The organism is Paenibacillus sp. OK003 (assembly GCF_900109515.1).
GTDB lineage: Bacteria > Bacillota > Bacilli > Paenibacillales > Paenibacillaceae > Paenibacillus > Paenibacillus marchantiae.
The window spans coordinates 291,781-304,543 of the sequence record NZ_FOBD01000005.1 but is presented as its reverse complement, the minus strand read 5'-3'; the positions used below and the strand labels follow the sequence as shown (position 1 = coordinate 304,543).

General features: G+C 49.2%; 10 protein-coding genes. 5 read left to right on the top strand and 5 right to left on the bottom strand.

The features are described 5' to 3' along the window. Positions 1–119 precede the first annotated feature (119 nt). Positions 120–2,186: an nSTAND1 domain-containing NTPase gene (locus BMW94_RS09975; RefSeq protein ID WP_090997756.1), complete on the bottom strand. Its 2,067-nt coding sequence runs from the start codon at positions 2,184–2,186 to the stop codon at positions 120–122. A gap of 344 nt (positions 2,187–2,530) precedes the next feature. Here BMW94_RS09975 and BMW94_RS30430 point away from each other — a divergent pair, with 344 nt between their 5' ends. Further along, on the top strand, positions 2,531–2,815 hold the full coding sequence (locus BMW94_RS30430) for a hypothetical protein (RefSeq protein ID WP_175480642.1): 285 nt from the start codon (positions 2,531–2,533) through the stop codon (positions 2,813–2,815). 54 nt (positions 2,816–2,869) lie between these two features. On the opposite strand, the gene BMW94_RS09970 is transcribed toward BMW94_RS30430, so the two are convergent. Then, positions 2,870–4,540: a PucR family transcriptional regulator gene (locus BMW94_RS09970; protein WP_090997753.1), complete on the bottom strand. Its 1,671-nt coding sequence runs from the start codon at positions 4,538–4,540 to the stop codon at positions 2,870–2,872. A gap of 190 nt (positions 4,541–4,730) precedes the next feature. Between BMW94_RS09970 and ald the strand changes: the two genes are divergently transcribed. Then, positions 4,731–5,864, top strand: coding sequence for an alanine dehydrogenase (ald, locus tag BMW94_RS09965; protein WP_090997750.1), 1,134 nt, complete (start codon positions 4,731–4,733; stop codon positions 5,862–5,864). Positions 5,865–6,015: 151 nt separating this feature from the next. Here the strand turns inward: ald and BMW94_RS09960 are convergent, their stop codons facing one another. Beyond that, on the bottom strand, positions 6,016–6,933 hold the full coding sequence (locus tag BMW94_RS09960) for a PD-(D/E)XK nuclease family protein (RefSeq protein WP_063567666.1): 918 nt from the start codon (positions 6,931–6,933) through the stop codon (positions 6,016–6,018). Between the two features lie 264 nt (positions 6,934–7,197). Between BMW94_RS09960 and BMW94_RS09955 the strand changes: the two genes are divergently transcribed. After that, positions 7,198–7,881, top strand: coding sequence for a serine/threonine protein kinase (locus tag BMW94_RS09955; RefSeq protein WP_090997747.1), 684 nt, complete (start codon positions 7,198–7,200; stop codon positions 7,879–7,881). Positions 7,882–8,007: 126 nt separating this feature from the next. Here BMW94_RS09955 and BMW94_RS09950 read toward each other — a convergent pair whose 3' ends face one another. Next, positions 8,008–8,895: a helix-turn-helix transcriptional regulator gene (locus BMW94_RS09950; RefSeq protein WP_063567668.1), complete on the bottom strand. Its 888-nt coding sequence runs from the start codon at positions 8,893–8,895 to the stop codon at positions 8,008–8,010. A gap of 130 nt (positions 8,896–9,025) precedes the next feature. Here BMW94_RS09950 and BMW94_RS09945 point away from each other — a divergent pair, with 130 nt between their 5' ends. Together BMW94_RS09945 and BMW94_RS09940 are read left to right on the top strand one after the other, a co-directional pair. Continuing rightward, positions 9,026–9,913 (top strand): sugar phosphate isomerase/epimerase family protein, encoded by an 888-nt coding sequence (locus BMW94_RS09945; protein ID WP_090997744.1) that lies wholly within the window; start codon positions 9,026–9,028, stop codon positions 9,911–9,913. 75 nt (positions 9,914–9,988) lie between these two features. Beyond that, entirely contained in the window at positions 9,989–11,044 is a 1,056-nt protein-coding gene (locus BMW94_RS09940) for a Gfo/Idh/MocA family protein (RefSeq protein ID WP_090997741.1), read from the top strand. A 298-nt stretch (positions 11,045–11,342) separates the two neighbouring features. On the opposite strand, the gene BMW94_RS09935 is transcribed toward BMW94_RS09940, so the two are convergent. Continuing rightward, positions 11,343–12,662 (bottom strand): glycoside hydrolase family 125 protein, encoded by a 1,320-nt coding sequence (locus BMW94_RS09935; RefSeq protein WP_090997738.1) that lies wholly within the window; start codon positions 12,660–12,662, stop codon positions 11,343–11,345. Positions 12,663–12,763 lie beyond the last annotated feature (101 nt).

The following is a 12,763-nucleotide window of genomic DNA, read 5'->3' as shown; positions in this document are numbered from 1 at the left end:
GAGAATGATTCCATCAAAAAAAACACGCAGGACCAGCTCTATAGGCCGGTTACTGTGTGTTTTTTGGTTTATTCCAATGATGCTAATTTCCGATGAATTCATATTATTCTTTCTATTACCTATAGCACTCTTGCCAGTCGGACCAAAGCGGCTCGCAGATGCCGATAGAATGTGGCCCGGCTCATTGAGCATGTCTGTGCTGCGGCAGTTGGATTGCCAGCATGTGTCCAATAGGCCGCGTATAACAGTAGTTGATCCTGCCGGGAGATACCATGAACCCGACCCTCCAGCAAATCGAGAATACGCGTCTGTAGATGGATTCCATCCGCCATTCCGCTCACTCGCGCAGCGTACTCATGCAATTCTCCGGGAGAGTGCAGATGAGTCAGCATTTTGCGTACATCCTGTTCGGACCAGGGGACTTGACTCACGCCAGATACCTCCTGCTGTATCCCACTGCCCTTTGTATCCGGAACCAATAGGGACATGACCCAATCCCCGAATTGTCCACTGCGCAAATCCAGATCCAACACAACTGCTTGATCTGCATACAGGTCACATAAACGAGTACTTGCTCTTTTACTCCGAAAACCAATGCTCTGCAAAAAAAGCTTCAGATTCGGGTTGGTTGCGACCAATATGACCCTGGCCCCTTCTCCCAGTAGTGACAAACGATCCAGCGACATATAACCCACAAGTTCTTCACGTTTGTAACCTGGCACATCATCCCTTGCTGCAGCGAGTACCGCAAAGTGAGTATCCGTCTGGTCCGGATCACAATCCAGCTCTTCCGGCGTGAAACATTCCTGCATTTCGGCGGGAAAATAGTTGGACAGCATCCCGCTGCTCTCGCGGTGCACGAGGACCGTAATGAACATCCCGATCGGATCGCCCTCCTTGTCACGCATCAGTACAATTCCCTCAGGATAACGCTGTGCCAATTCGTCTAAGAAAGCAGGATAAGACGGAGCCTGCCAGGGCTCTACACTATATTCACACCACTGTTGGAGCAATTTGTGCAACGCCGGCAAATCTTCCGCCCGCATCACTTCCATCGGAGAGAACAGTGAATCAGCCGACACATCAGCGTACTTCCGGTGCTGGAGCATGGATTCCTGACACAAAAGGAGCATTTTTCTCGTAATCTGGCGTCTCTCATGCGGACCCGCTTGTTCATGGAGCGGCTTTAACAGACCCGCTATTCGCACACGCATGGCTTGCAGACGCTGTGGTTCGCGTTGGCGAAAATCCCGAAGCAGATGTAATCTGGCCATATCATGCAGCGCCAGACCATTAGGACCGGAACGAATGAACGACATACGCCTCAGGACGTTATACTCCTCTAGCGTCACCTCTGTTTGCAGCACAGATGCCAACAATTCCTGATTCGCTGTTTCCAGCAGCGTTAATACCTCTACCATTGGATGCAGGCGGGGAAGCGTCAATTCAAGCAGCAGCCTGGCGCTGATCATTTGTGACAATTCGGTCCACTCGGAAAGAGGAATATTCCTGCGCTGATCCGCAGCCTCCACAGCAAGCGCCAGCCCCAGCGGATGTCCATCCGTCATACGCGCAATTGTCCCCGCCATGCTCTTGTTCAACGACCCTGCTAACGCAATATATTTGGACACTTCTTCATCCGTAAAATGTTGAAGAGGCATCTGCACGAGGCGCTGCCGCAACCTTGGATGTGTCCGCCACGCTGAAGCAGGCTCCGGTCTTGAGGCTAGAATGATAAGGACTCCATATAACGGGAGCTTGGATAGGAAGACTTCCATAAACCAGCTCTCCAGAAGAGCCAGCTCTTCATAATTATCCACAGCAAGGACCAGCCGTCTCTGTACTGAAGTCTCACTAAGCAGGCTCAATGGCCGCGGGTTACCACTCCCCATTGTCTCCAGTCCCAATGTAGAGGAGAGATACTCCAAAAAAACTGACGGTGTCGAGCCGCAGGATCTGCCATCCATCCATATGGCGGTCGCTCCCTGGTTTCGAGCAACGGACAACATCTCGGACATCAAGGAAGATTTACCGATGCCTCCCATGCCCGTAACTGAAAAAATGGTTAAAGGTGCTTCCGGATTGCCAAGCCATCGGTCCAACATCATCAGTTCCTTGGCTCGACCCACAAAACGTTTTCCATGACCATAGTGGCTATCGTATTGAACCTCACTACTGTTCTCCATCTGTGTCCTCCGTACTAGATACTGGTACTTTCCATATACCTTATTTTCTCACAAGTTGAGACTATATTGAGACGCACAGTTACATGTGAAGTGATAAAATCTAGATAAAAGCCAAATTATAGTAAAATATATAAAACAGCTATATGTAAACGTTTAACACAGGGTACATACAGCTTTCATTCCGCTGTTTAACATAATCGCCATTCCGCTAATCGAGCACACCAATCAAGTGGGCATTGGATGTGATTCAGAACGCTGAAGTCAATGAGCATCACCTATTTTCGAACTTCATGCTTCCCTTTCAGAACCTATACAGCCCGATATTCCAGGAAAGGCGGATTTGTGTGAGAAAAAACCTCGATATCTGTAATCTGAGCGGACAACTAGGAATCAACCGTGAACGACTTGATGAATGGTTGCGTCAAACCGGTGTTTCATCCAAAAAGATGGAGACGGAAACTCTTCCGGAGCGCAGCTCTTCGCCATATCGCTTGGCTGCTCCCACCTCGTTATCCCTTGCACCTTCCTCCGGCCAACCGAGACTGTTTCGAGGCCGCCGTTTGGCTTCTGGCAACCCTGTATTACCGAGAGCATTACGACACGCTCGTCGCATCAGTAAAAATTGCTAGACTGTGCATATATTTCATTGATGCACAGTCCGGACTGTCTTCCAGCCTGATCCATCAAGACGAAAAATCCTGTTCCTTCTCGATCATGGCATGAGCAAGCAGCGCCATCTCCAGGCAGATTCTTCTTTCCTGATCCATAAAATCAGGTCCCATCAATTCTTCTAACTTCTCCAATCTATTGTATAAGGTTTGCCGATGTATGAACAATTGAGCAGCCGCATCCCGTTTGGACCCGAAGTTTTGCATAAAGGCATTCAATGTCTCCACCAGCCGTAGATGATGTGTCCGATCATATTCAATCAGAACGCCCAGATGGTCATTCACAAAAGGCTGCAGAAACGATTGGGGCAATGCTTTTAACATTTGATATATACCCATACGTTCGTAAAAATGAATATGTTCCAGCCGATCTACGGATCGTGAAACTTCGATGACCTGATACGCTTCCCGCAGACTGTCCGGCAATCCTGTTAAACGGTTACGCACCTTGCCAAATCCGGCATGGATCGTAACCTGTTTCAGATTGCGACTCGCAAATCTCTTCACATCACCAATAATGCCCTCAAGTGATTTTACCAGTTGTTTTCGTGTGGATGTCTTGCTCTCTTCCTTGGCACAGCATACATATACCTGATTATTTTTCAGCATGATGAGGCTGGCCAGATTTTTCTTTTTGAGTAACGAACGCAGCAGAACCAGAATATCCTGATGGTTGGTTTCCATTCGCTCACGGCCGATGCCTTTCATACGGTGCTCCATCTCAATAACCCCGCCGGCAAACCAGTACTGTCCCTTCACCAGCAGACGGAGCCCCATTCGGGTCTGAGCCTGCTCCTCATGTAGAATGTTACCGTTCATCAGATCCTGGATCAGCTCATTCTGGTTGCGTACCATCTTCTCCTCCAGAAACTGGGAGCGCAGAGTCAGTGCCGCCGCAGCCTTCGCTGTATAATCGAGCAACAGCTTAAGATACTCGACGGGTGCTGAAGGATGTACAACCATGCCTACCGCGGAAAAAACCTGACCAAAACATACGACCGGGTGACACAGTAACACCTGTTCCTCATCCAGATGGAACCAGAGCTCGGTGTCTGAATCATTGAGATCCAGGTGCTCAACCTCCTGTTCGTACCATGTGTAGATCGCTTGCTGTGTCTCCGAAGGCAGCTCCGGCACAAAACTGCCCGGTTCCATGGACGAGATATACACAACCGGCTTGGCCGCGTATTCATGCAGAAGATGAAGCACAGCCGACATGTCTGTACTCTGTAATGTTCGCTGCTGAAGCTGACGGGAATAGGTTTCCAGACTCTTTAACAGCTGGTGTTGATGATTAATAAGCAAAGCGTGAATATCTTGCGTAATTTCAACAAAACGGACCGGTTGCTCAAACACGATAAGCGGGAATTGATGCCTGTCAGCCAGTTCAATCAATTCTTCGGGAATGCCATGAATGCTCGTACCAAACTCCACGCAGAGCCCCGCCGCTTCGCTCCGGATTAACTGGAGCAGATATTCTTCGCGCCCTTCTTCCGATTGAAGCCACAGTCCAGTGGATAAAATAAGATCATGGGGGCTTACAAAGGGAGATACATTGGTGATCTCCAATACATGAACCCATCCAACCTGACGTGATGTTCCTTCTTTCCCCGCAGCAAGCCGGGCTTTGGCAAAGACGGGGCGAGCCAGAATATCCTTTATCGTAAACACGCGGTCATTTCTCAATATCGATCCCTCATAGTGTCATTTTTTCTTACATTATAAACGATGGACAAATGTCCTGAATAGTCTTTTCTCGACATTATGTTGATTCAATTCACCAAAACATAGACATGAGGTAAGGTGCAAAACGATGATTCAGGTCATAAACTTGTAGTATAAGCTAACAACCATTAAATGGACGAGGTGCATGGCGATGAGAATCGGAATTCCGAAAGAAATCAAAAACAATGAAAATCGTGTAGCAATGACCCCAGCTGGAGCTGCTGATTTTGTCAGAGCTGGACATCAGGTCATGATCGAACGTGGCGCAGGATTGGGCAGTGGATTCACAGACAACGAATATCAATCGGCCGGAGCGGAGCTTCGGGATACAGCTTCAACTGTGTGGGCAGAGGCAGAACTGATTATCAAGGTCAAAGAACCCCTTGCCAGCGAGTACGCCTATTTCCGTCCTGGCTTGATTCTCTTCACCTACCTGCACCTCGCAGCGGAGCCTGCACTGGCAAAAGCACTGATTGAAAGCCGGGTAACCGCCATTGCGTACGAGACACTGGAAGTTAACGGTACGCTGCCTCTGCTCACCCCGATGAGTGAAGTTGCCGGACGGATGTCGGCTCAGATTGGAGCGCAGCTGCTGGAGAAAACGGAAGGTGGCAAAGGCATTCTGTTATCCGGCGTACCCGGCGTAAGCCGTGGCAAGGTCGTCGTTATTGGGGGCGGCACGGTGGGCACGAATGCTGCCAAAATCGCGATCGGTCTGGGTGCGGATGTGACCATCCTTGATTTGAATCTGAATCGTCTGCGCCAGCTGGATGATATCTTTGGCAATCAGATTCATACGCTGGTATCGAGTCCATCCAATATTGCGTCGGCTGTTGCGGCTGCCGACCTGCTGATCTGTGCGGTGCTGATTCCAGGCGCCAAAGCGCCAACTCTTGTCAGCGAGCAAATGGTTACCACCATGGCACCCGGTTCGGTCATTGTGGATGTGGCGATTGATCAGGGCGGAATTGTGGAGACCATTGATCATATCACGACCCACGATGAACCGACCTATGTGAAGCATGGTGTGGTGCATTACGCGGTAGCGAACATGCCAGGCGCGGTGCCGCGCACGTCTACGGTGGCGCTGACTAACGCCACCATGCCTTATGCGCTTCAGCTGGCGAACCACGGTGCAGCCGCCGCGATTCGCGGCAGTTCGTCCATTCGCAGCGCGGTGAACGTGCTGAATGGACATATCACATATGAGGCGGTTGCCCGGGATCTCGGGCATGCCTATGTTCCCGCAGGACAGGCGCTGGAGAATACCGCTGCGGTCCAGTAATCTTGATATGACCGTTCCACCTGGCGCCTTGTCGCCGGCCTGTGGAACGTAATAGAAGCGCCAGTCCGGGCAGATTCTGTCCAGGCTGGCGCTTCTTGTTTTATTTACACATGAATTAGGAATGAGATCTGAAGATGCTTCGAGTGGCGCTCTATACTACACGTTCGCTGCACACCTCACGGAAATTACAGTCCCGGCAAGCACGGCGTGAAGGCATTGGAGTGAAATACGAAACGTCCTTGGGACGGTTGTAATACTCATCATCCACACAGGAGCGCATCTCCGCAATATACCGCCCCACGTTCTCCTCCACCTTCAGAATATCCTCTTCCGTTGCCGTAAACTCTCGGTGTGTCCCAGTTAACAGGTACTCCACCCGCAGCTCAATCTGCTCCAGCGGAACCCGGTAATGCTCCCTCACATAGGATGCGTACAGCATCAACTGATCCGAGAAGTCATCCTCCTTGCCCGTCTTCCAGTCCACAATGACGATGTTGCCGTTGCTGCGACGATATAACAAGTCCATCTTCACATACACACGCGTATCGTGCAGCATCATCGTATCCCATTTCTCAATCTCCAAAATATCCGTACTCGCACGGGACAGGTCCTCCCACGTGAGCGTCTGGTACAGATTGCCGACACAGGCCGAGGCTCGTTCTTTGATCGTGGCAATCCGGTCATTTAACGTGTCATCCCCGTAATACATCTCAGACAACATCACCCGGTTCTTGGGGTCGAGCCGCCACTGATCCTGATCCATGGATTCCACATACGCCTGATTCAGCAGCTTGCGCATCGTCAGTTCCAGAAAGTGTTCACGCGGTTTATCCTTGCCTTCTTCCCTGCTACGTACCGCCGATTCACACATCCGATGCGCGAGGTCACCGAATACGAGGTAAAGATTACTGAGCTGCTTCAATCGATACAGACGTACCTGCATCTCATCAGCCGACTCTGCCTTCCAGCCGTTATGGGCTCCATAATAATGATAATAATATTTGCGCAGGCACTCATCGAACATACTCGCCCGCGACTGCGAATAAGACCACTGCGGGTATTGTGCCATAAGATATTCTGCCTTTCTGTATGCCGGATCTGCATGAGATCCCTTAATGCTCACAGTATATAGGAAAGGGCAAAAACGCCGCAAGCACCATTCCGTAATTTTCTTCTATCCGCAACCGTTTCCGATTCAATGCGTAACGTTTATATAGTAACATCACCAAAAGATGAAATTACAACGCAGAACACATACTATACTAAAAGAGTACAGGATTTTGCAGTTAGACAGATGAATTGTACAGGCATATCCTAAAAGGAGGCACCACCCATGAATCGACCGGATTGGTTCCAGGCGGAAGAAGCATTACAACAAATCCAAGTCATCGGAAGCGACCGGAATGAGCTCGTGAACATCATTGGCCATGTAGAAGGACTGAATTGTATTGGTACAGGAACGGATGCGGCGGTATTTACGTATGACGGCTTGCCACAGTATGCCTTCAAGATGTACTCAGATCATGCCCTGGACAAACTTGAAAATGAAAAACAGGTATATGAGCAGCTCAAAGGCCTGCCCTACTTCCCTACCTATTACGGCAGCGGCCGGAATGTTCTTGTGATTAGTTTTGAAGCGGGAGATACCTTGCTCGAATGTCTGGAAAAAGGAATCCCGGTCCCCGAGCAGGTCATGCTCGATGTGGACGAAGCTCGTGAGGCAGTACGCAGCCGTGGCCTGAATCCACGGGACATTCACCTAAAAAATGTCATTCTCCAGAATGGACGCGGAAAAGTCATCGACGTCTCGGAGTATATTCAGGACGGCAACGATCATCGCTGGGAGCATCTCGTCTGGGCCTATCACAATATTTATCCACGGATCAAAGGTACGCCCATCTCCCCACGCATGCTGCAAACGATCAAATGGGGATACAATCAACTGGATCAGGCCAATATCAAATTGGACGACCTCTCCAAGAAGGCCAACCGATTATTCTCGAAATTCATGAAATAAGCAATGTTTATAAAACAGATCAAATGTTTGTTCTGATATCTGATATTCATAAAATAATCCGGATTACTCGCGCATCTCTGGCGGTGATCCGGATTTTTGTTTGTACCCTGTTGACGCAAGGCCTTCCTATTTTAACCGCCCCTGCGAGGGTGTCATCCCTTTGTATTGTTTATAAAGCTTCGTAAAATAGTTAGCATTATCACAGCCAACCTGAGCAGCGATCTCGGTAATGGTAAGGCTGCTCTCCTGCAGCAACTGTTCGGCTTTCGTCATTCGGCACCCATTCACATATTCTACAAAGGTGCGTCCAGTCAGTTTTTTGAACATTTTGCAAAAATGATACGTGTTCAGCCCCACCTGACCGGCTGCCTCGGTAACGGATATTTTCCCTGTTGGCTCCGCTTCAATCTGCTCAATCAAATGTTTGAATCGTTCTCGATTGGGAAAATACGATCCCTTTGTTTTATCAGGAAGCTGGTGTGGCATAAATGTACGGGCAAGCAGTGTGAACAAGGCATGCAGCTTGGATTTCACAACCAGTTGGTAGGCAAGCGGCTGTGAGGCCATCTCCTCGATGGCTTCATCCAACAGGGAGTAATAGCCTTGGCAAGCTATGTCGTGCTCCGCCGGTTTTACCGGGAATCTTACCTTACCCTCCAGATAGGGAGCAACATATTTCAAGTGAACGGGATCATGGGTAAAATCATGAAATAATGCACTGTTGAGCACAACCGAATCAAAATGGATATCCCCTTCCTCCAGAGCATACCCAACATGCAGCGCCCCTCCAGGAATGATAATAACCTCACCTGCTTGAGCTACGTAAGGCCTGCTGTCGATATGAAACAGTGCACTTCCCTTCCGCATAAAAATCAGTTCAAAGTGTTCATGCCAGTGCAAGTACAGAATGCATTCTTCCGTTTTCATCCCCCAGCAACGATTCTGGAACAGCTGAAATGGATGCGATTTATGGTCAATGCGGGTATTTTCGTGAAGCGCTTTCAGGTCCAGCACGCTGTCTCCTCCTCTCCCCACAAGATCAGACTAATATTGCACAAGATTGTATAGAGCCATCCGGCAGATGCCCGGCTATAATGAGTGTGTCACGAAGTACTATAAGCCAATATTGGAGTGAAATACAACCATGAATAATCCGTTACGTATAGGCACACTTGTAGGTGGACATGACGCAGTCCGCGTCATTCCACAGATTATGAAGCATGGCTTCGAATCATTCAATCTGACCTTCTGGCAAACGACTGGTGATCTGGATCTCGCCGAAACTGCCAAACGTGTCCGTGAAATCGTGGACGAACAAGGAATTATCATCTCTGCCGTAAGTGTCTTTGGTAATCCGCTCACCGGAGCCGGGGATAACGCTGATACACTGGCCAGTTGGGAACGGGTGATTGACCATGCCCAGCTCTTTGGAGCGGATATCGTCTCCGGCTTCACCGGACGACTGACCGATCAACCGATTGACCAGTCGATTCCGCGGTTCAAGGAAGTGTTTGGAGAACTGGCACGCCGGGCTGCAGACCGGGGTGTACGCATTGCTTTTGAAAACTGTGATATGGGCGGTACATGGCAGACGGGCGATTGGAACATTGCGCATAATCCAACGGCCTGGGAGATGATGTTCGATGCGGTTCCTGATGAAAACATCGGATTGGAATGGGAGCCATGCCATCAAATGTCCAGCCTGATCGACCCGATTCCGCAACTGCGCAAGTGGGCGCCTAAAGTATTCCATGTGCACGGCAAAGATGCCACCATTGCCTGGGACATCGTCAAAGAATATGGCGTGCACGGCCCACGTGAATTCGTCTGGCACCGTACACCTGGCTTCGGGGATACCAACTGGTCCGACATCATTACGATCCTGCGCCAAAACGGGTATCAGGGAACGATTGATATTGAAGGCTGGCATGATCCTGTCTACAAAGATGAACTTGAAATGACCGGACAGGTGCACGCACTAAACTATTTGAAACAATGTCGTGGTGGAAATTTTGTTCCTAATCCGGTATAGAAACGGGATTAACATGGAGTTACATGATATTCATTGCACGAACATAGAAAATGAAAAGCATAAGGAGATGATAGGATGAGTCATCCTTATCGGGTAGTTGTGGCAGGCTGTGGGGCCATGTCCAATACCTGGGTGGATTACGCCATGCAAAGGCCGGACACGGAAATTGTGGGGCTTGTCGATCTGTATGAACAGACTGCCGTTGCACTCGCTGCACGGCACGGCCTCTCCTGTCCCACGTTTACGGATATCAGTGAGGCCATTCGAGTAACAGATGCCAATATCGTATTTGATGTCACCATTCCAGCAAGCCATCACACCATTGCGATGACGGCATTACAACAAGGATGTCATGTATTTGGCGAAAAACCTCTGGCGGAATCCTTCTCTGACTGTGAAGATATTGTTCAGACTGCACGCCGTACGGGCAATATTCAGGCTGTGATGCAAAATCGCCGTTTCGATCCACGTATTCGCGCCTATCGGCAGTTGATTTCCGACGGAACGATTGGTCAGGTCGGTTTTGCAGGGGCAGATTTCTTCCTAGGACCTCATTTTGGAGGATTCCGTGACCTGATGGATAGTCCACTGCTGCTGGATATGGCGATACACACCTTCGACCAGGCACGTTATATTCTCGGTGCCAACCCGGTCTCGGTGTACTGCCACGAATTCAATCCTCCGGGGTCCTGGTATCAAGGTAATGCGATGGCACTATGCATCTTCGAAATGTCCGATGGCTCCGTGTTTAACTATCGCGGGTCCTGGTGCACAGAAGGTGTGCCTACTTCATGGGAAGCATCCTGGCGTGTAACCGGCGAAAAAGGAACCGCGATCTGGGATGGACATGATGACATTTATGCTGAAGTTGTCTCGGCACAGCATCTGGATGCAGAAGGAAAACCATCCTTTTTCCAACCATGTGAGCGGATCGAAGGACAACTGCCCGTCATGGAGAAAACCGGACATCACGGCTGTCTCGAGAACATGTTCGCAGCGCTGGAGTCCGGACAACTGCCTGAGACCGATTGCAGTGACAATCAGTTCAGTATGGCCATGGTTCTCGCATCCCTCGAAAGTGCCCGCACAGGTCAAAAGGTGCTCATCGCCGATCTGCTGAAAACCACATAGCGAAGCGCCTACGTACTTGAATTAAATAAAGCCCAATCTGCAAAAGTTTAGCAGTTTGGGCTTTATTGTTTTTTACCTACTTCCTTTTCCTATACAAGGTACAAAAAAAGTTTCTGATAAAACGCGAAGTAGTGCAGGGAACGAAATCGATTCTGAAGAAACGAAGTGCTCGCCTTTATCACCGGATTTCCCCTACAAAAAGGGAATCAAAAAATCCGGGGATAACAGCGATCGAAAGAACGATTCGTAACCGGAACGACTGCTTTGCAGGCAGTTATTTTTTTGAACTTACATCATTTTATAGAATTCCTTTTTTCATTGCCTTGTACACAAGCTGCGAGAATAGGCTGTTGGACCAAGCAAACCAGGGCCTTGTGAACGTGTTCGGATCATCTGATTGAAAACCTTCATGCATGTACCCGGTACCTGCATCTGTGTTCTCCAGCACATCTATCATCTCCAGCATTTCCTTATCATTGTCTGCGGTCAGACCTTGCATGGACAGCGCCATATGCCAGACGTAGCCGGGAGGAGTATGAGGGCTGCCGATGCCTTTGGCTGCTTGTCCTTCATAATAAAACGGATTTTCCTTGCTCAAAATAAAGCGCCGTGTATTCTGGTACACGATGTCCTCGGTGGAAGCATACTCCAAATACGGAATAGACATCAGTCCCGGGGTACCTGCATCATCCATGAGGCAAAAGTTGCCGTAACCATCCGTCTCATAGGCATAAATCTGCCCATACTCGGGGTGACGGTAAGTACCGTATAAGGAAATACCGTGTCGTATTTCTTCTTCTAAATGAGCCATCTCGCTGACCAGCTTCTCATCTCTGAAAACCCACCTCGCAATCTCCCCCATTTGACGCAAAGTCACCGCTGCAAACATATTTGCCGGGATATTATAATGATAATCACATGCATCATCACTGGGGCGGAAGCCGGACCAGATCATCCCGGTATAGTTTACCGGCATCCCCAATCCTTCGTTACGGAGTGTATCATGGGCTGGACAATTCCGGCGCATGAATCGATATGGCGACTGCTCACCATGGCGCTGCTCCGTTTTCCACAGACTGACTATGCTCTCCATTACCCTCTTGAAACGCTCGTCAAATATATCCGTCAATTCCGTCTCACGCCAATACGCATAGGCGAGCCGCATAGAGAAACAAAGTGAATCCAGCTCAAACTTGCGTTCCCACACCCAAGGCGACATCTCTGTCTCATCATTTGCATCCCAATGCCATCCATTAGCCGTTTCGTTAAACGCATTGGCATAGATATCGATGTCCGCATAGAACGTATGCCGTTTGATCAGCCCCCCAATGATTCGCTGCAGCTGTTCATCTTCCTTTGCCAGCGGAACGTAGTGCATCACCTGCTCCACTGAATCACGCAGCCACATTGCCGGGATATCCCCTGTAATAACAAAGGTTGTCCCATCATCCAATAGCTTTGTCGTCGTTTCCAACGTGTTGGGAAAACAGTTACGGAACTGTGCCAGCAATCTGGGTCTATGTTGCAGTCGTTCCTCGGCCTCGGTAAGAATGTTCTGCACAGCTTGCGGTAATTCCAGATGCGGCATGGGGATTTTCGGTAATCTGAACTGTTCCACGGATGTCGTCTCCTTTGAATTGAAGTTTCCATATTTGTTTGCATCGTTTCATTCAATGATTTGTGTCGCATTGTTATTTTCGTTATGATAAATTATAATAA